This is a genomic window from Bradyrhizobium sp. STM 3566 (genome assembly GCF_045571445.1).
Classification (GTDB): Bacteria; Pseudomonadota; Alphaproteobacteria; order Rhizobiales; family Xanthobacteraceae; genus Bradyrhizobium; species Bradyrhizobium vignae.
On record NZ_CP120692.1, the window covers coordinates 6,670,910 to 6,691,248 of the forward strand.

The window sequence follows — 20,339 nt, forward strand, 5'->3', positions numbered from 1 at the left end:
TTGGATCCCGCTGGTTAGAGGATGAACTCAGTGTGAATAAAGTTGGAATGGCGTCCCTCGAGGACGGTATTCAGAATCGCTCGCGATGGGCTCGTATACTTCGCGGCCACCATGGACCGAATGGAGAATGAACGTAGCGCATCCGTCACTGACAGGGTGCCTTCGGCTGCGTCCTTCCTGCCGGTGAAGGGAAACACGTCCGGCCCACGCTGACATTGACAGTTCAGATTAACGCGGCAAACCTGATTGACCAGAGCATCCGACATGCGACCGATCACGTCGGGATCGCAGGCGAACAAGCTCACCTGCTGGCCATGTTCGGAGGTCGCGACGTAATCAAGCGCGAGATCGACATTTTCGAATTCCATCACGGGGATGAGCGGGCCGAACTGCTCCTCACGAAAGAGCCGCATGGACGGCCCTACGGGATAGACGACGGCAGGATAGAAAAGAGTGCCTACGGTGGCCCCCCCGCCTGCGTTGAGGATACGGGCGCCCTTCGCAATGGCGTCATCTAAAAGGGCGTTCATCTGGGTTACTTTCTCGACACTTGGCAACGGCGTCAGAGCCACGCCTGCTTCCCAGGGCATCCCGATTTCAATTGGCCGAGTTCGGCCAATAGCGCCGAGATGAACGGATCAGCGACATCGCGATGCACAAGCAGCATCTTCAGTCCTGTACAACGCTGTCCATTGAACGAGAGCGCGCCTAGCAGACATTCCTTTGCTGCGAGTGCGATATCAGCGTCCGGCATAATGATGGCCGCGTTCTTTGCGTCCAGCCCCAGAATGGCGCGTAGGCGGTTGGTTTTTGGGTGGAGTTTCTTGAGGTGATCGGCCACTCGGCTCGAGCCGATTAACGTAAGGACGTTGATTTTGCCGGTCTCAAGAAGTCTCGGGATGATTTCGGCGGCTTCGCCGTAGGCGAAGTTGAGTACTCCGGGCGGGAATGCGGTCCGGAAGGCCTCAAGCAGCGGTTCGAACAATAGGACGCCATGTCGGGGCGGCTTGAAGACGACGCAATTGCCCATGATCAAGGCCGGAATGAGCGTCGCGACTGTTTCATTCAAGGGATAGTTGTATGGTCCCATGCAGAGGACAACACCAATTGGTGTTCGGCGTATCAGGCCAATCACTCCTTCAACGATTTCAAATCTCGAGTTCGCATTGTCCAGATTGCGCAAGGCGCCGATTGTTTGCCGGACGTAGTCCACAGTGCGATCAAATTCCTTTTCCGACTCCGCGAGCGTTTTGCCGATCTCCCACATGATAAGGCGTGTGACTTCGGCCCGGCGTGCACACATTCCGGCAAGGAATCCTTGCACCGCCAGAATCCGCTCCGACACACGCATGCTGGGCCACGCGCCGCGTCCCCTATCGTATGCAGCGACGGCAGAATCGAGTGCGGCCATCGCTGCGGCGACGTCGCCGCGCGGATAGCTGCCGATCCGCACGTGTGTCAGCTCGCCGTTGCTTCCGCGCACCATCACAGGAGAGAGAACGTGGTTGATTGGCCCTGTCCATTGTCGCATTTCGCCGTCGACGAGGGCGCTCCGCTGTTCAACGGGAGCAATGGCGGCCTCGTGCAAAGCTGCGTCGTCGGCAGTCGGAAAGAGGAGGCGGAGTTTGTCGCAGATCATTATCATCACTGGTTCACAACAAAGACTAGGAGGCGCGGAAAACACAAGATCGCGCAATTCACGTGTGCGCGGCGAATCTCTCTTTTTTGCCCCCCCGGCATCAATCCAGTCAGGCTCCCATCATGGCGTTCCTTGCCACCTCGCCATCCCGCTCGAACGAAACAGCGAGGATCAATCCCTTCGAGCGATCTCAGGACGGCAATTGCATTCTTCGATTTAGGACGCCACGCGTTTCTTTATGTTTGAGGCAGCTAGGATATCCGCGACGGCGCGGTAGCTGAAGACGATCGCGGGCCCTATTGTGATCCCTGCTCCCGGGTAGATTCCGCGCATTGGCGACGTCATGTCGTTGCCGCAGGCGTAAAGACCTGGGATCGGCTTGTTCTGGGCATCGAGAACTTTGCCGTAGCTGTCCGTTGCGAGACCCGACGCCGTGCCCAGTGTCGCCGGGACGATCGGCAGCGCAATGAAAGGGCTCTTTCGGATCGGCCCGAGATTTGGGTTCTTTGCTGCGACCGATGGATCCCCAAGCGTGCGGTTGAAGGCCGACTCACCACGTTTGAAGAGTGGATCGATTCCAATGGCGGCATGGGTGTTGTGCTCCTCGATCGTTCTCGCGAGCCCCACGGGATCGAGCCCGATTTCACGGGCGAGCTCTGCGATTGTTCGGCCCACTTTGACATATCCAAGCCGCACATATCTCCGGATGCTTATCGTCCATGGCCACGGCAACAGATGTCCCAGACCTCTGCGGCGGACGAAATCGGAATCACAAACAAAATAGAACCGCTTGTCTGCGGGGTACCCGTTAGCGAACATCGCCAGGCAAATGTCATGGTAGGAGTTGGACTCATTTACGAACCGCCGCCCATTCGGCGCGACTGCGATCACGCCCGGACGCCCACGATCGAGCCAGCCATACGGGACCACTTGTGAGATGTTGCCCATCTTGAGAATGGATACCGGTGTCCAGAACCCCGCGGATGCGACATCCTTGTCCACTGCAGCTCCGACCCTCTTTGCAAGCTCAATGCCCTCGCCAATGACATCGGGATGAACCAGTGTGTTGTCATGCTGATGTGGTCCGCTCAGCTCGGCTCTCAGCTGTGCGTTCCGGGCGAAGCCGCCGGTTGCAAGGATGACGCCATGGGAAGCACGTACGCGAACCTCAGAACCTGCGTGTTTCACGATTGCGCCTGTGACTCGCCCCTCCTCCTTGATGAGTTCAAGAAGAGGAGAAGCGGGCCATATTTCGACATCGAGCTTCCGCAAGCTCACCAGCAAGCGTGCGACCAACGCGTTGCCTCCGCTGAATTCCGTACCGCGCCTGTAGCTCAAGCGATCCCGCGCGTAGCGGCTCACGCGGCGCAAGACGTGCTTGAGGGAAGAGAACGATTGAAACGGATTCAGGAAGCTTCGGACCTCGCCCGACGAGATCATCATCCCTCCGAGTACAACCCGAATGGGATCTCCGATGAGATTGAAGTCTTTGCCAAGAAGGCGCGCATCGTAGGGCGCGGGGCTCAGCGCCCGGCCCTTGTCTACGCCCCCGATTTGGCTGGAGTGATAATCGGGCGCTGAGGCCAGCGTGAACTTGACATCAGTCCCGTTCTCGAGCGAAGCAAGCGCCGTTGGACCGTCTTCCAGATAGGCTTCAATAAAGTCTGGGCGGTAGTAATTGCCCAGCTCATGCTGAAGATAGGTTCGAGCCTTCACAAGCGAATCTTCGATTCTTGCGGACCGGGCCTGAGCCGAGCAGGGAACCCAGATCATGCCGTTTGAGAGAGCTGTCGTTCCGCCAAGTCGCGGCGACTTTTCGCAGACGGTCACCCGTAGTCCAGCTTTCGCTGCGTAGAGAGCAGCTGACAGACCGGCTGCACCGCTGCCGAGCACGAGCAGATCGGTTTCACAGTCCTCCGGCGATTTGCTCGCTCGGGAGATCGTCACCATGGTCTGCTTGCCTGATTGGCAGATTGGCTTGTTCATTCCAGCCTCGTGCTATTTGCGATGAACGTCAGTTTGCTCGAGGCAGAGGAACGGCCTTAAATTCCTCTGCCGCCGCCTTTACTGCACGTTCGATTGGGATACGCTCGATTGAGGAGGCGCCAACGAAGCCGACACATTCGGTCGAGCGGTAAACTTCATACGTGTCCTGTGGCTCGGCGATTGCCCCGCCGTGGCACAGGAGAATGATGTCTGACCGGACCGCCTTGGCTGCCGCGTTGATCTCGTTGATCCGACTGATCGCCTCCTCGATCGGCTGCCCATCCTCGTGACCCGCGAGGCCGCCGCGGGTCGCTCCGACATGGGGGACAATGCAGTCCGCTCCTCTACTCGCCATGACCTTGGCGTCTTCCGGGCTCGCGACATAGGCGAGCGAGAAGATGTTCTTCTTGCGAGCAGTCGCAATCATCTCAACCTCGCGCTCGAAGCCGAGCCCGACACGACCGCGGCGGTCACGCCATTTTTCTCCCATGGTGGAGATGGTCGGGTAATTGATCACGCCGGAGAAGCCGGCAGCGGAGAACTTGTCCAGAAGAGCATCAAGGTCGAGCCGGAGAGGATCCCAGGCCTCAACGCCCCCAATCACCGGCACAGAAGATACGACATTCCGAATTTCCGCAGCGAGCTCCAGCGTACGCGCATTGGAATCACCGATGCGACTGGTTGGAAGGCCCATGAGGCGCGACAGACCTGTGCTGTAGACCACCAGCATATCGGCCCCTCCGAGCGCGGCACATTTGGCGACCAACCCACAACTGCTAGCCGCCGCGAGGATCGCTTTTCGGGCTGCGACTTGGGTTGCGATCCTCGAAACAATTTCCGCTCGATCAAACATTCGCACGAGATAGACCTCCCAGCCCCAACTGCTCGACGATCCACGTCACGGCGGTCTCGGCAAATTCGCGGTCGTTGATGTGACAGTTGAGTTCGCGGACCGTGACCTCTGGCCGGACCCTGGTTTTGAGTGCCTGGAGCCAGGCCCGGTCGGCTTCTGCATCGCGAAATACGCCGCCCTCCCGGTCGTAGTCCGACACGCCCTTGGTCGGCCAAAGCACAATGGCAGGCCCCTTGGCCTGCGACAGCCGTTCCGCCGTAAGCGCGCCGATATTGGTGTTCTCGGCAGGCGTCGTACGCATCAGAGTTGTGTACGGCGTATGGGAGTAGAATCGCCGGTATCGGAATCGATCGGGTACGCTGGAGGGCGGACCAAAGTTGACCATGTCAACCGCGCCGGGGGCGATGACTTGCGGGATCTGCTGCTGCGAGGCCGCCTTGAGCCGATCAGGGCCGGCACTGGCCGTGCCTCCCACCAGTTCATCCGCCAACTCCGTAGTAGTCAGATCGATCACGGCATCAAATTCGCCGGCGGCGATCAGCTGCTCCATCTTCCGGCCGCCGGCTCCGTTGGCCGGAAACACGATCGCGTGCAGACCTGCATCGGCAAGCAGGGACACGCACTGATCTGCCGCAGGCGTCGTCACGCCGAAGGCCGTGATCGCAACGATTTTCCTCTCGCGTTTGCGATTGGTGGGGCGATAGTGCAGGGCGGAGATGGCCCGCCCTGCATTCTCCAGCACTCTTGCCGTGAATGCGTTGATACCGAAGAGATCGACCAGCGTTGGGTACAGTATGATGTCGTGGTGGGTCGCGAGTTCAGCCAGGAGCGCCGGCCGCGCACTCGTCACCAGCAGCTTTGGAAAGCCGTACGGCAAGTCGGAGACGATCTCGCCGAAGACGGCGCTCCCCTTCCCTCCTGCAACGGCCACAATGGCGTCGATTGTGCCGTCGCCTAGAAGCTCAGCCACCTTTGCGCGCGCGGACGCGGCGATCTGTGTCAGGAGCTCAGCAGGCGAAACCGAGCGCCTCGCAGAATCAACTGTCTTGCCCCCCGACGACGTGCCGATATCGATCAGCACGGTCTTTCGCCCACATGTCTGGATTATGTCCGAAAGGAAAGAAGCCTCGGGACCCTTGGTGTCCAGCGTGGCCACGATCGCCACCGCCGGCAATGCAGAAGCTGGAAGCTTGGATAGACTACCATCCCGGACCGCCCTTTGGTCGTCCGCGCAATGGTGAGACACGATTTTTCTCCCGGACCATTCTAATCACGAGTGGTCTAGGCTGGCTCAGAACAGAGCATAAGGACGGAGAGGGTCGAAGTTGGGTAAATTTGGGTAGATGCATCAGTTGAATATTCACCGGCAGTTTACGCGCTTCCCGAGACCACGGCGCGGCGCCTTTGTCCGGCCCTTCAGGCTTTCCCGATGCACATCAGGTACTTTGCGTTATCGTCCTCGCGAATTGCGAGGGAGGCGGTCACGAGCAAGCCAATTTGTTTGGTTGTTCTGACATCAATGCTCGTCCTCATCGAGACAGGAAAAGACAATGCGCAGCCACCTAATGATTGTCAGTAGAAGGCGCCGGTGGGCGAGCGACACCAGGAAGATCAACAGATCGCGCGGCAGAAGCAGAGCCGCCGCGCACCGTTTCAACCACCGTTCGTAGTCCCACGGATATGAGCAGGCACAGAAGCGGGGGAAATACAGGCGGCTGTCTACTCTCGGTTGCGCGGCTGCATTCGGAAATTGATACCGCTCCTGCTGTACGGTCACAACCACAATGTTAGACGCTGCGGAACTAGACCGTGGGCGGCATTAGCTAGCAAGTGTCAGCGAGCACATCGACGCGCCTTGCCCGCCAAGAGGACCAGTCGCCCGGCTGGTGCACAATGCGACCGACCAATTGCCCCACCCTAGATGGACATTCTAACGATTACTTTGCTTGCTTGATGTACTTATGAAGCGCGCCGCGAAAAGAAGTTTCTCGCGGGGTTTGATCCACAGGGCCGGGTGATCACGACGCCGGATACCTCGGATGGATGCGCCCCAGAGAGTACACGGCAGCTCGGCTGCAGTCTCAAAGTATGGACCGCACGCGCCAGCGGCGCGGTAATGGGTTTGAGGAGATCGAGGTCACTTTCAGGACCGTCGACGCGAAGTGCTGATGGACACGCGGCGCGGGCCGCCTTAAGCGTCGCCCTCTTTAACGCCAAAGTTGGACCGCGTTCGCGAAGCATTTGCGCACTTTCAGCCCTCCGTTTCTAGTTGAGCCGGTTCACTTGATTCCAGAGGCACTCTCACGGCAACGGACTAGACGCTGACTCTCACGAACCCGGCGCATGCTCAAACACACAGGCCGATGTCGGGACTCCAACAAATTGTCCATGATTGCTCGAGTCGATCACGAAATCGCAGTCAAATGATTCAGTTTGGTTTGGCCTCAATCTTGCTCTCTGCACATCTCGTGGGATCTGGCGGGATCTGGCAATCGGTTTCTTGCGCTGGGATTAGCGTCGCCGATGCTGGAAAACGCGGTGAACATGCGGACGCAAACATTGATCAAAGTCGCCGCGAGCGGAGCTTTGGCGACTCGGCAGATCGCGACTAACCCGCACTCCGATCGTTCCAATATTATGGAGGCGCTATGCGCATCTGCGGTATCAAGTTGACGCATGATGGAGCGGTCGCTCTTATCGAGGACGGGCGGCTTATCTTCTGTATCGAGCAGGAGAAGCGCAGCAACAATCCTCGATATCAAACGATCGACAATCTTGATGCAATCGTCGTTGCTTTAGCAGAACACGGCCTAAATCCGGGCAACGTTGATCAGTTTGTCCTCGATGGCTGGGTAGGCAAGCAGGAATCGCAATTCAATCTCTTCAGCGGGACAGCACCTGTCGTCCTTAAAGGTGGCCCCTATGTTGAACAGGAACCAGCGAGCGTGCTTGTCTCACGTGAAGGCCTTGGTCTTAGATTGGACGGAAGGGACTATCCTTACGTCAGCTTTCCACACGTGACGGGCCACGTGGCCGCCGCATATTGCACTAGCCCTTTTGCCAAAGCTGGGCAGCCCGCCTTCTGCCTTTTGTGGGATGGCGGCACCTTTCCTCGTCTGTATTATGTAGATCGCGGTGGCGCCCGATTCGTCGATTTTCTCTTCCCTATGATTGGGCACATCTATGCCGCAGCCGCCCTTCACTTTGGGCCATACAAACAGGTGAAGCGATCCAATTGGGACTTGGGTGATCCCGGCAGGGTAGACCCAGGAGGTGCCGGCAAACTCAACCTAGGAGTTGCTGGCAAACTGATGGCCTATATCGCTCTCGGGTCCGTGAATGAAGACATTGTTAGGGTCTTTCGAGACCTCTACAACAAGAGCTTTGCAGCTAACACGAACCCGGGCAACTTCCGTACGGACATCCCGAGTATGGAGTCGGCACTCGCAATAACGCACGAGTTCTTTGATGCGAGTGCGCCTCGCCTGAAAGCGTCCTCTCCCGAGGATGTGCTCGCATCCTTTCATTGCTTCCTCGAACGTCTGCTCATCCAGCAGATGTCAACTGCATTACAGCGCCACTCGAGTCTTGCAGCGCGCAATCTGTGCATCGCTGGCGGCTGCGGCCTCAACATCAAGTGGAACAGCGCGCTACGAGCGACTGGCCTGTTCGATTCGGTCTGGGTACCTCCGTTCCCGAATGATAGCGGTTCGGCAATCGGTGCCGCTTGCTGTGCGATGAGCGCGGACAAAGGCTTCGCGCCGTTGGATTGGTCGGTATATAGTGGCCCAGCGCTGGAACATTGCAACATACCACCCGGATGGACGTCCGCGCCCTGCAGCCTGCATCAACTTGCGGCCATTCTAGCCAGCAATAGGCCCGTTGTTTTTCTTTCGGGCCGCGCTGAGCTCGGACCACGAGCATTGGGTAGCCGAAGCATTCTCGCAGCTCCCACCTCAGCAAAAACAAAAGATCACCTCAACGACATCAAACTTCGCGAACATTTCAGACCGGTGGCGCCGATCTGCCTGGAGGATCGTGCGCCCGATATTTTTAACCCCGGAACGCCGGACCCCTATATGCTGTTCGATCACCAGACGAGAGCAGAGTGGCGAGAAAGAGTTCCGGCCGTTGTACATCTCGACGGGTCTGCGCGGCTGCAGACGATCTGCAGACATTCTCAGCACAAGGTCGCTGAGCTTCTGGTCGAGTATGAAACGCTCACTGGCATTCCGCTGCTTTGTAATACGAGTGCCAACCACCACGGGCGCGGATTCTTCCCAAGCGTCGCAGCGGCTTGCGAGTGGGGGCGCGTTGATCACGTATGGTGCGATGGGACAATGTGGAGGAAGATCACTTAGGCTACGCGACTGGCACCATCCACGTGTTCGCGCTGACCGAACCTGTTGTCAGGCTAACAGTTCGCTTGCCGATGCCTGAGGTCTACAACGGCGTAATGTTGGCCATTCGAGCAGAAGTGTGCTCCTGCTTGGCGCGACCGAGGATCTTTGGCATATGATCGTCGAACACTTTCCGACAAAGGCCCTTGTATCGGAGAGGCTGGTTAAGCTTCTTGCCTGGACGATGACGTCCCGCAGTGTGACCGCGATAGGGGTGATCGGGGCGGTGCTCTGACGTGCGGCACGAACCAGTGAGACCCCCAACCACTCTTGTGCTTTCCGGACCCTATCAGGAAGAGAGATCTTCAGAAGCGATGGCGACTCAACGTTTGGCAATTGAAGCGATTCTTTGGCTTCTTGGCGCTACCCGCCTCGCAGGGCGCGATTGATAAACTGAAGCGGTGTCCCTGTCGCTCTCCTCCGTCTAACGAGAGTGGACCAGAGCCTATCCTAGCGTAAGGCTATTGAGCGCTTGGACGATACGTCAGCTGAATTGTTGCAGTTTGCATTCTGCTGAGCTCAATGAAGCTGCATGGTCTTGCGTCTGCCTGAGAGATGCCGGACGCAACTTCACCGGTCAATGACCCGCATTGGGAGTTGATTCAACGAGCACCGACAACGCGCACTCCGAGACGGCGACGTCCCGTATCATCAGACACCATGTCATGGACACTGGGGCCGGTAAACGCGCGGAGCAATGGCGTGGGCTGCGCCGCATCGGGGCTCGTTGACGAGGTCGACCCAATGCACATTGAAGCGCCCGCGGTACTGCAATGACGAAGCGAACGTTCGTCTGCTAACTCCGATTGCCTCGTTCCGATTTTCCTACCGATGCAGCCAACAACCCCAAGACGTTCAAGCGACGGTGAGCACGATTGGCTGATTGGCCCGCAGTAGTGATGGAGGTGCTACAGGACGCCGAGGCGACCGGGCCCACAGTCGAGCCAGGCCGTCTGCGCGTGACCCTGATGCCGCAGTCTCTTACGTGGCGGTTTTCGCACCAACTCGCACAATCGTGGACAAAGCGTCAGAACCTGAACACCAAATCATCGATGCTAGAATAGATCGATACTTCATATAAGTCGGCTCGCCCCAGAGGCGCCAGCAACATCCGAAGCACTGGTACGGCACTTGCTTACAGATTGAGCCAAGCCGCCGTAGCTGCGTGAGCCTTATGAGGCGCTCAGGCAGATCGGCTACTTAGTACGTAAGGTCACTATATGTCTGGTGTTGCCGGTGCGTTTGTCTGCTCTTCAGGTGAAACATTGCCGAGTGTTTTTGATCAATTAGAGCGAATGATTCCAACACTTTCACTTCGAGGCCAGGCCGACGTTGTTGTCGCTGCTTGCATGCCCACCCGGGGCATCCAATATCGAAGAGCGCTTCCATTAGATGATAACTCGGTGCGTATTGACTGCGTTGAACGGGATTCGAGCTTTCGGCCTCGAGTGGCAATCGCTCAGATCCGCAGCGGGTCCCAGGCAATCGGAGGGGACTGCGATGTTAGGCCGAGCCCTGTCAGGACGAGAGCCAGCCGGCATTTTGCGATTTCGCTGGATGGCGCCATAGTCAATGCTCATGAACTAAGGGACGAATTACTTGCTCACGAACGGCTGATAGACGTCCACACAGACTCCGATCTCCTGCTAAAGTGGATTGAACGATCTTGTGAACGAGACTATTGGCGCCACGGCTTACCGGCAGACTACGAGGCAATCTTTCGTGAACTTGATGATCGTATTGACGGGGCCATAAGCGCGCTTTTGATCGATCGGGACGGAAATCTCGTTGCATACCGCAATCGAAGTGGATTGCGGCCATTGGAGACTATACGTACCGACAATGGATTTTTGCTCTTTGCTTCTGAGAATTGTGCCTTCGCCGGCTTCGAAGGTGAGAGCCGTCAACTCTTGGCCGGGCGCATACAGCATGTAGATGGCAAGACGGGCTGAGCGAAGCTCTGCGCTTACGAAACGCTTTATTTGGGAAGTCCAAACACATCAATCCAAGGCCACTCGCATCTTGAAACCCGTTACAAGATCGGATTCGCCTTGGGATCAATCGTTGCTCGGCGCCTCCGGGCAGAGCAAAGCACTACACCCATAATCGTGTCATCCATGCCAAATACAGGTGCGCCGTATGCGGACGGCCTGTTTGCCTCTCTTGCAAAACAGGGGATGCTCGCCGAGCGCTGTGACGTACTGACAACGCAGTTCCTTGAGCGAACGCTTATTGATACAGCCGGCGATCGACGATCTCGCATAGCTAAAAAGTATCGAGTGTCGCAACCTGGCGTGGCGGGACGGACCATCGTAATCGTAGACGAGGCGCTCATTCGAGGCGATACCAGTCAAGCCGTCACGGCGATGCTCCACGACGCTGGAGCGAAAGCCGCACATTGGGCGATTGGTTCGCCGCCTATAGTTGCTCCAAATTACTATGGCATCGGTATTGAAACGCTAGATGAGCTCGCATTTTGGCAGGCACTGAAGCGATTGCGCCCCACACTCCGCGCCAAATGCCTTCGCTTCCACCAAATGGAGCCGCGAGCACTTAGAGCAATTGAAAGCGAGATTGCAGCAGCGACTAAAGCCGCCACGATAACTTATCTGCCCTTCAGAGCGTTAGTTTCCCTGCTGGCCCACAGACAAGAGCACATCGACCTGTCAGCCTTCACATTGGAGATGCCGACAGCTGCCGGGCGGCAGCGTGCACACAGAAATTTGAAGGCGTTGCTGGCTGCCATTCCTATACCCCTGCCGCTTGAGTTTGGATCATGAAACCTGTTCTCGTATTTGACTGGAATGGAACACTGCTCGACGATACGTACGCGCTGCTCGAGACCAGCAATGTAATTTTAGAGCGCTTTGGTCACCCCAGGATTGGCATAGAAGCGCTTCGAGAGCATTGCGATGTTCCTCTTTCTCTTCTCTATCGCCGACTTGGAATGTCTCAGGAGGAGGTTGAGGCGGTGGATCGTGACGGGAGCGCACTCTTTCACGATACATACGAGGCTCTCGCGGATAAAGCCGATCTGCGCGAGGGCGCGCGCAAGCTGTTGGAATTTGCGCGCGGGGAATCGGCACGAGCCATCATCGTGAGTAACCACATAGTTGCGCCTCTACGGACCCAGCTGAAACGGCTTGGAATCCAAGATTGCATCAACGATGTGCTCGCATTTGAGAGTCGAGCCACCCAATACAAATCGATGAGCAAAGGAGAGAGGCTTCGCCTTTATATGCGGAAGCACAACGTGAAACCGTCATCGACTTTCATCATCGGAGATATGCCCATTGAGGTCGAGATCGCACGCAGCCTTGGACTGACAAGCATATCCATTACTGGAGGATTTGTTTCGGATGCGCGCTTGCACGCCGCGCATCCAGATTACACGGTCAACAGTCATGATGAGCTGTTGCCAATCCTACGGAAGCATGGCTTCTTTTTGGAAGGCTGAAATGGGCAAGAAGTCATCAGACAGGACTGACTCTGAAACGACAAAGCGGAGCGTAGGCCTAATCGGAACTGGGCGGATGGGGACGGGCATAGGGATCAGCCTGTTGCGTCATCAAAGCGAGCTCCATATCAAGGCCAACAAGAGCCGGCGCGGCGCTAATCGCCTAACTGCTGCAGGGGCCCGCGAACATACGTCGATCGCAGGCTTAGCGAAGCATGTCGATGTCGTCATTCTATCCTTACCATCCAGCCGTGAAGTTGAGGCCGTGTGCCAAGAGGACGACGGACTTTTTGATCACATGTCCCGAGGGGGTCTGATAATTGATTGCACGACGTCTTACCCTGCTTCGACAATTGCATTGGCTGACAATGCTCGACAACGAGGTCTAAGCTTGATTGATGCTCCAGTGACACGGAGCCCCGAACATGCAGAGCTGGGCCTTCTGAACGCGATGGTTGGGTCGGACCCGCGACACTTTCCTATCATAGAGGGCATTCTTGCCGCGTTTTGCGAGACCGTTGTGCATGTTGGCGATGTTGGACATGGCCACAAGCTTAAGCTTGTTTACAACAGCATGACTATGGGCATCGCTGCGGTCGCGGCGGAGGTCTGTCAATTTGCCAATAGCCTTGAGATGGATCTTGTAACACTCCGCTCGCTCGTCGGACGCGGCTCGACCAACAGCGGAATATTCCAAGCTTTCGCAGCATTTCTGTTGGGTGAGAAACCAGATGTACTGGCGATTTCAATTTCAAATGCTGCAAAAGATATTGAGTGTGCTGTGCGCTTAGCGCACGAGAGTGCCGTTTCCGTACCAGTCCTAGTCGCCGCCGCGCAAAAATTGGATCTCTCGGTTTTAGCTGGCAAGGGTGAACTGACACTGCCACATTTGGCTCGATCTTGACGCTCTTAGGTGAAGGGCGTGACGGTCACCACTTCCGGCGATTCGGTCGGGTCCGCTGGAGCGCAACTCCGAGGCGTGAGCGGTGACTACAATATATTGGGCTTGGACGGTAAGCTGGAAAGCAGGGCGAGAAATCCGGCGGCGCCACGCAGGTGTAGCGATCGGACAGGCGTGGTCGCCGCCTGAGCGCAGGCGGCGCCCCACCCCAAGCGCGCGAGCCGTCCGACTCGGGCGGCGAAGGGCTGATCTCGAACTGCCATCCACCAGAGCTGCGGTCCTGCGCTAAGGTCTCGATTGCTTCGCGCTCCGAACGCCTGCTTTTCAAGAGTTATTTGAAGTCCTAGAACCCTAGTCACGTGCTGGCATCTCAGGCGGCGATGCGGTGGGAGAACACAGGGCCGGCGCGAACGGGCGTCCTTTTTCGGGGCCCGGCTGGACTAAACCAGAAAAACATGGAGACCGCGATGAATCAGCTCGCTGGCTGGGGTCGACGGGACGGTATGGACGACGAGATCGCCACCCTCTACGGCGAGAACGACCTACATCCTCACGATCAGTTGCTCGATACCTTGTGTTAGCCACATCTGTGTACGATCTGACGGCGGCAGGCCGCACCGCGGCCCCGCTTTCGAACTTTCTGTTACGGTGGCCCAGCTGACGCGGTCCTTTTTGCTGCGACTTCCTTTGCGCCAAACCGGCAACTATTGACGGCGCCGTGCGAGAGCCGAGGTCAGATGGCAGCCGGTACTCGGATTCACAACATGGGCGTCGCCTGCTGCGCAATCTCAGTTGCCATACGGGCCGTCCGTGAATTGCCGAGGTATAGTTCTCTTCCGGATACATTCTGCTGCTGACAGTCTGGACGAGACCGAAAGTCGATATAAGATTGGCGACAGTTTGATCGGTAAAGTTGGGCAGAATCGGTGAAAGGCAGCGCCATTTGCAGAATAACGACGCGTCTTTCGCCTGCGGTTAGAGGCACGTCCCTGGAAGTCTACGCACCATCCTTGCGGAGTCTTCCGGAAAATTCGATGCTCGTGATGGCGACCTTACCTGTCATCGACTGGAACGATTGTCTCTTGCGAGATTTACGTACCCTCGCCAAAGCGCAGTTCGGTCACGTATATGCCGCAATGGTCATGATCGATCCCTTTGCGTGCTGGGAGGATATAGCCGACCTATTAAAAGACCTTAGTATCGCCGGCATCATAAACTTCCCACCCGCATCTATCATTGAGCAGCCTACAGCTGGCTTACCGATCAATAACGGGCAAGAAGTCGAACTACGGCGCATGGAATGGTTCGCAAGCCTAGGATTCAGGATGTTATTTGCTACGGCTAGGCGTTCTGAGACCACAGCGGCAGAGACACGCCTTGGCTCGCAATTGGAGGGTATTGTCTATCTGCCGGAAGAGTCTCTTTCGCTCAAGGTTTGCGATGAGATGACCTTGGAGAACATTGGCCTGCGGGAATCATCAATCCCGGCATTCTCGCTTTCGGGTGCGTCCGCTTCGAAGCGATCTGGACGCAAAGAGTGAAGAACTATTCAAGGATCCGCAGCCTTTTGATTTTGTTGTAGAGAGTTTTCCTCGAAAGGCCTAGCGCACGGGCAGTCTTCCCACGATGGAGCCTGTTTCGTTTCAACCCTTCGATGATCCATTCCCGCTCGGAGAATGCAGGCGTGGGCTTGGTGGCTACCGCCGCGTTCATCAACGGCTTGAGGACCTCGCCAACGATATGCGGGTTTTTCAGAGCCACAAGTTGGTTGACGATTTGGCGCAACTCTCTCAAATTTCCAGGCCAATGATGCCCTGCTAGCTCCAAGAACGCAGACTTTTCTATCGTAAGGGTCTGCGCGTTAGCATCCCCCTTGGCCTCGACCGTAAAATGCTGAATGAGCTGTGGCAGGTCATCCAATCGGTTTGGCAAAGCGGGGAGCTCTATATCCAGCCCAACCAATAGTGCAAGAAGGCGCGGAGATAGAACACTCTCCAAGCCGGCTCCGCGAGCTACAGTTGCAGTTGCGATAATCCGGGCGTTCGATCTTCGAACCGATACGCCGTACAGGGGCGTAAAACTACCTGTCTCGAGATAGTCGGCCAGACGCTCTTGCCCATCCCGCGTCAATTGCTCGACATGCATTAGCAAGACCGCAGAATTACTCGCGGCTTCCAGGAGCGACAGTTGTCGTCTCCTATTCGCATCGCCCTCAGTGCCAAACAGCGCACCGACCGTATCGATTGCTGGACCGGGCCGGCATTGAAACAGCGCCGGCTTCGTGTGTTTTCGCTCGCTGAAGGCATGAATTAGGCTGGCTATGCGCCGCTTCCCTGATCCCGCTTCGCCCCACACCAGCACAGGATTGGTGTTACCAGCCAAGCGCCTGGCGGTCTCGAGCACGCGCTTCATGGTTGAGGACTGCGCAACGATCCCGTGCCTGAAGCCGCTCAACTGGAGCTGGCGCTCGAGCAGATCAACTTTCTCACGTAGCAAGTGGATGGCCTTGAACCCGGAGGTGACCTCAAGGACCGACATCTCCAGTGGGACGCGATCGAGCGAAGAGCCGCCAATGAACCCCTTAACACCTGTTTCGCGACATATGTCGAGCAATTCGTCCGGCTTCGTAATCGGTCCGCCACCAAGCAAGCAGATTGCGCTCTTGTCGACAGATTGAGCCACGCGCACGACAGCGCTCGTCCGCGCCGCCAGCTCCGATGGGCTGATGGATGAGTCGGTCCCGCTTTCGCACTCCCGGTTCAGATTGAAGTTGATGCAAATCGCCTCAGCTCCCGCTTCAACCATACGCCGTGCGTCGGACTGGGTGCGGGTATATCCGATCGTCATCAAGCCACGTCTTGCCGCCTTCACCAGGAGCTCGATTTCCCGCTCGTAACCGAGCCCACACTTCTCAAGAAGTGCCCTTCTGAAGTCATCGATGTGGATGATGGAGGGGAAATTGGTGACGCCGGAAAAGCCCCACCTGATGATGCGATCGAGAAAGCGGTCGATATCGAGCTGCGGATCGAAAGTACAAGCGCCAAAAAACACCGGCAATTTCGTGTTCGGCAGAATTTCGGTTCGGCCGAAACCGGCTACGAACTCATTCGTGTTGCGTATCGGAAGAATTGAGGCGGGCGAGGACCCGCCCATGGCGCGAAAACGGCCAGCATTGAGCGCTAGCACGAAGTCTGCGCCTGCGCGTTCGGCGGCTCTGGCAGTCATGCCCGACCCGATTCCCGCTCCAAGCACAAATGAGCGGGAATTCCGGAAGAACTGCCTGATCCCACCACCCTTTACCTGGTCCGTCCGCGTGTGCACATCGCCCCGCTTTCTCCACGGCAGGTCTGAAATTAGCTCCAATTTGCCGGCGCGCGCAACCGTTTGAGTGCTTTTCCGTTCGACATGAAGAGGTGGCAGTCCATAGGCGAGGCCGCAAGGCGAACCTTGCAAGCTCCACTAGGCACGGGTTTGGGCGCCCTTGCCGCCATAGGATTCGTGCCGGCGTTCCCGTAAAGGTAGGTGACGTTGCCAAGATGCTCGACGAAATCGAGGTCAAGCTCAAAGCGGATGGCGGCCGTCTCTGCCGCAGGCGGAGAGAGGTCATCCGGTCGAATTCCAAGCGTTATCGGCTTTCCAACAAGCAGCTGATCCGGTTGGACGGGGACAGACACCGTCCTGCCTGCATCGAGCTTTACGTCCATGCCTCCCTCGTGCGCCGCCTCGATTTGGCCGTTCAGAAAATTCATCTTTGGTGAACCAATGAATCCAGCCACGAACCGAGACGAAGGATTGTGATAGAGATCATGAGAGGTTCCAACTTGCTCAATATGACCGTCCTTGAGCAACACGATCTTGGTGGCCATCGTCATGGCCTCAATTTGGTCGTGCGTCGCATAGATCATGGTGTTTCCCAGTTGCTTATGCAATTTGGCAATCTGAACCCGCATCTGCGCCCGCAACTCCGTGTCAAGGTTCGACAGGGGCTCGTCGAATAGGAACACCTTAGGCTCGCGGACGATCGCGCGTCCTATCCCCACCCGCTGCCGCTCTCCGCCTGACAGTTGTCTCGGCTTACGATGTAAGAGGCTATCGATTTGCAACAGCGATGCAGTGGCAGAGACTCTGGTGTCGATCTCGAGCGGCGCCAGTTTGGCCATCCGCAATGGAAAGGCCAGGTTCTCCCGCACTGTCATGTGCGGATAGAGCGCATAGCTCTGAAACACCATACCGAGATTGCGGTCAGCCGCATCAAGGTGTTGACGACTTTATGGTCAATTAGCAGATGACCAGCGTTGATGCGCTCCAGCCCAGCGATCATGCGCAGCAGTGTCGACTTACGCGACCCGGATGGCCCGACAAACACGACAAATTCACCGTGGTCGACCGCCACGTTGATGTTGCGCAGGATCTGGATAGTCCCATAGGATTTGCTGACGCCTTCCAAACGAACATCGGCCATCACGCTCTCCTCTGTCGCGCGCATCCAGCTTGCGCTGGTGCCACCTCAATCTCGCAGAGGCTGGACACAATGAAATCTGGCGGAGCCAGTGATGGATCCTCTCGGAGGGGCACACCAGTCGTGACCAGCACGGTCAAAAGACCAGCTCGCTTGCCGGCTTGAATATCCGTCGGAACCTGGTCGCCGATCATCAGCGTCGCACTCCGCGCCGTCCCCAAGCGGGAAAGCGCCGTCTCGATCATGTGCGGCTCGGGCTTGCCAATGATCAAGGGTTCGACTTTAGTGGCTGCAGCTACGGCAGCGATGCTTGCTCCTGCGCCCGGCTCGAATCCGCCCGCGGTAGGCAACAGGAGATCGGGGTTAGTTCCCACAAATGCTGCTCCGTGCGAGATCGCCTCCACCGCAATCCGCATCTTGTCGTGTGAGATCTGGCGATCTAGGCCCATCACGACGACCTCCGGCTTTTGGTCGGTCGTCTCGAGACCGACCTCCGCGATAGCCTTCACGAGAGATGGCGCGCCGATGACATAGACGCGGCTCGCATCCGGGTGCTTCGCGCGGATGAACTCGGCGGCTGTAATAGCGCTCGTGACAACGTCCTTCGGCGCGATGGCGAGTCCAAAGGCATCCAACTTGCGGACAACGTCATCGGGCGTATGCGTCGAATTGTTTGTGACGAAGCAGAACGGCAGTCCGCCCGCCTTCCACTCTCCAAATGCGCGGATGGCATCCGGAATTGAAGCATTCCCGCGATAGAGCACACCATCCAGGTCCGAAATGATCCCATCAATCTGCGGCCATTTGAGGCGAGAATTTCGGTCAGCCATTCATGAGCATCCCGCCGTTCACGTGAACGATTTGCCCAGTCATGTAGGACGCTGCGGGGCTTGCGAGGAAGACGGCCAGGCCCGCGATATCTTCGGGTACTCCCACCCGTCCCAAGGGGATCCGGCCGCTGTGCCGCGCTTCGGTCTCCTCTCGCGGGCGGCCGTGCATCGGCGTATCAATAATGCCGGGCGCAATCGCATTCACATTGATGCTGAGGGGAGCGCATTCATAAGCAAGCAGCTTCGTGACATCGTGAACGATCGCCTTCGACAAACAATAATCGGCTCCGCCCGCCTGGTAGTTGAAGACGGCTCCCCTCGATGACAAGGAGGAACCTACATTGACGATGCGCCCCCCTTTTGTCCTCATGAAGCGCTCAATGGTCAATTTTGAACAACGAAGGACACCGACCGAATTGATCTGGATCGTGCGTTCAATTTTTTCTGCGCTGCCGTTCAGGAGCGGCTGGGCTGATTTGATACCTGCATTGTTCACCAGCACGTCGAGCCGGCCAAAGCGCTTGCCAATCTCATCGAGCACTTGGACAACGTCTTCTTCGCGCGCGACATCCATGGCCATCGGCAATATGCCGTTGCCATAGGGCAATCTCACCAGAGTGTCCCTGAGGTGTTCCAGACTGGCATCGCTAGCTACGACGTTCGCCCCTCCCTGGCGAAACGCATTGGCAATGGCAGAACCGATGCCCCCTCCGGCGCCGGTCACGAGCACGGTTCTGCTTGACACTGAGAACTGTTCGATCATTCCAACTCCACGATCGTTTGAGATTTTAGAAGCTCGTCAACCGCCTGGGCGGTCGGCATGGAGCTTTGAGCCCCCCGCCGTGTTACACACAAGGCGGCCACGGCCAGCGCCTTCCTTACAGCTTCCCTCAGAGGCAGCCGTTGAGCCATCGAGGCGGCGAATGCTCCATTGAAAGCATCTCCCGCCGCTGTGGTATCGACGACTTTGACGGGAAAGGCCCGCAAGGCAAATGAGATCTTCGCATCGGCGTAATAGGCGCCCTGTGCTCCCAGCGTGATCAGCGCGGCTCTCGGCCCAAGATCAAGAAGCTTCGCGGCCGCGTGGGCGGCAGTCTCGAAGTCGCTCACCTCTACTCGCGTCAGTTCAAAAGCTTCAGTCTGGTTTGGCGTGACGAAGTCGACGCTTTTCCACGCCGCGACCGAAAGCCCTGGCCGCACCGGCGCCGGGTTAAAAATGAGCTCAAAGCCCTTGTCGCGCTTTATCTCGAAGAGCCGATTAAGCGCCGGGATCGGCATGCCCATTTCGGCCACGACGATTGCGTCGCGCTCTATGAACTTGGTTGCGCTCTCGACCATGTCTGGCGTCATCTTCGAATTGGCGCCCGGGTCTATGACGATCAGGTTGGAGCCATCGTCGCCAACCAGAACCAAGGCCGAACCCGAGACTTCGCCTGCACAGACTTTGATTGCGTCAGTGCGAACGCCTGCTTCTGTGAGTGAGTTAAGGAGCAACTGGCCGGCATCATCATCGCCGAGGCGCGTGTAGAAGTGTGGCCTCAGTCCAAGCCGCGCGGCCGCAACGGCCTGATTGGCGCCTTTTCCTCCAGGATGGCGGGTCAAAGCACCCATCAGACTTTCACCCGGCATCGGAAGCCGCTCGACATTGAAGCAGATATCGAGATTCGTTGTTCCGAAGAACATCAATGGCCTGTCAGTCATTTTACGGCACCGAAGGTAAGGCCACGTTCAAGGTGACGCTGACCGACCACGATCAGAATGACCGGAATAATCATCGTGCCCGCGTCCCGATTGGATCTGACTTTCTGTGACGC

General features: G+C 57.3%; 13 protein-coding genes and 2 pseudogenes. 6 read left to right on the forward strand and 9 right to left on the reverse strand.

Annotation, left to right across the window (positions count from 1 at the left end):
* Window positions 1-14: 14 nt before the first annotated feature.
* The 4 genes and pseudogenes from P6U27_RS31750 to P6U27_RS31765 all read right to left on the reverse strand — a co-directional run bounded on the left by P6U27_RS31750 (window position 15) and on the right by P6U27_RS31765 (window position 5,634).
* Window positions 15-1,645, reverse strand: a pseudogene (locus P6U27_RS31750) (NADP-dependent glyceraldehyde-3-phosphate dehydrogenase).
* Between the two features lie 210 nt (window positions 1,646-1,855).
* Window positions 1,856-3,625 carry an FAD-dependent oxidoreductase gene (locus P6U27_RS31755; protein ID WP_407193256.1) on the reverse strand — a complete coding sequence of 590 codons (1,770 nt, stop codon included), beginning with the start codon at window positions 3,623-3,625 and terminating at the stop codon, window positions 1,856-1,858.
* Between the two features lie 28 nt (window positions 3,626-3,653).
* Window positions 3,654-4,478: a phosphoenolpyruvate hydrolase family protein gene (locus P6U27_RS31760; protein WP_407193257.1), complete on the reverse strand. Its 825-nt coding sequence runs from the start codon at window positions 4,476-4,478 to the stop codon at window positions 3,654-3,656.
* Window positions 4,471-5,634, reverse strand: coding sequence for a Tm-1-like ATP-binding domain-containing protein (locus tag P6U27_RS31765; RefSeq protein WP_407193258.1), 1,164 nt, complete (start codon window positions 5,632-5,634; stop codon window positions 4,471-4,473). Before P6U27_RS31765 ends, P6U27_RS31760 begins: the two co-directional genes overlap by 8 nt.
* A gap of 1,492 nt (window positions 5,635-7,126) precedes the next feature.
* On the opposite strand from P6U27_RS31765, the gene nodU reads away from it, so the two are divergent.
* The 6 genes from nodU (at window position 7,127) to P6U27_RS31795 (ending at window position 14,777) form a co-directional block, all read left to right on the forward strand.
* A complete protein-coding gene (gene nodU / locus P6U27_RS31770; protein ID WP_407193259.1) occupies window positions 7,127-8,839 on the forward strand; it encodes a nodulation protein NodU in 1,713 nt (570 codons plus the stop codon).
* 1,388 nt (window positions 8,840-10,227) lie between these two features.
* Window positions 10,228-10,830 (forward strand): class II glutamine amidotransferase, encoded by a 603-nt coding sequence (locus tag P6U27_RS31775; RefSeq protein WP_407194516.1) that lies wholly within the window; start codon window positions 10,228-10,230, stop codon window positions 10,828-10,830.
* 165 nt (window positions 10,831-10,995) lie between these two features.
* Entirely contained in the window at window positions 10,996-11,658 is a 663-nt protein-coding gene (locus tag P6U27_RS31780) for a hypothetical protein (RefSeq protein WP_407193260.1), read from the forward strand.
* Window positions 11,655-12,335 carry an HAD family hydrolase gene (locus P6U27_RS31785; RefSeq protein WP_407193261.1) on the forward strand — a complete coding sequence of 227 codons (681 nt, stop codon included), beginning with the start codon at window positions 11,655-11,657 and terminating at the stop codon, window positions 12,333-12,335. The genes P6U27_RS31780 and P6U27_RS31785 overlap by 4 nt, the downstream gene beginning before the upstream one ends.
* Window position 12,336: 1 nt before the next feature.
* Entirely contained in the window at window positions 12,337-13,239 is a 903-nt protein-coding gene (locus P6U27_RS31790) for an NAD(P)-dependent oxidoreductase (protein WP_407193262.1), read from the forward strand.
* Window positions 13,240-14,270: 1,031 nt separating this feature from the next.
* Window positions 14,271-14,777, forward strand: a complete 507-nt coding sequence (locus P6U27_RS31795) for a hypothetical protein (protein ID WP_407193263.1) — start codon at window positions 14,271-14,273, stop codon at window positions 14,775-14,777.
* Window positions 14,778-14,781: 4 nt separating this feature from the next.
* On the opposite strand, the gene P6U27_RS31800 is transcribed toward P6U27_RS31795, so the two are convergent.
* The 5 genes and pseudogenes from P6U27_RS31800 to P6U27_RS31820 form a co-directional block, all read right to left on the reverse strand.
* The gene (locus P6U27_RS31800; protein WP_407193264.1) at window positions 14,782-16,461 is read right to left on the reverse strand and encodes a phosphoenolpyruvate hydrolase family protein; all 1,680 of its coding nucleotides are present in this window, start codon (window positions 16,459-16,461) and stop codon (window positions 14,782-14,784) included.
* 128 nt (window positions 16,462-16,589) lie between these two features.
* Window positions 16,590-17,698 (reverse strand): annotated as a pseudogene (locus P6U27_RS31805) (ABC transporter ATP-binding protein).
* Window positions 17,698-18,525 (reverse strand): HAD-IIA family hydrolase, encoded by an 828-nt coding sequence (locus P6U27_RS31810; RefSeq protein WP_407193265.1) that lies wholly within the window; start codon window positions 18,523-18,525, stop codon window positions 17,698-17,700. Before P6U27_RS31810 ends, P6U27_RS31805 begins: the two are co-directional and overlap by 1 nt.
* The gene (locus tag P6U27_RS31815; RefSeq protein WP_407193266.1) at window positions 18,518-19,288 is read right to left on the reverse strand and encodes an SDR family NAD(P)-dependent oxidoreductase; all 771 of its coding nucleotides are present in this window, start codon (window positions 19,286-19,288) and stop codon (window positions 18,518-18,520) included. The genes P6U27_RS31810 and P6U27_RS31815 overlap by 8 nt, the downstream gene beginning before the upstream one ends.
* Window positions 19,285-20,226 carry a ribokinase gene (locus tag P6U27_RS31820; protein WP_407193267.1) on the reverse strand — a complete coding sequence of 314 codons (942 nt, stop codon included), beginning with the start codon at window positions 20,224-20,226 and terminating at the stop codon, window positions 19,285-19,287. The genes P6U27_RS31815 and P6U27_RS31820 overlap by 4 nt, the downstream gene beginning before the upstream one ends.
* Window positions 20,227-20,339 lie beyond the last annotated feature (113 nt).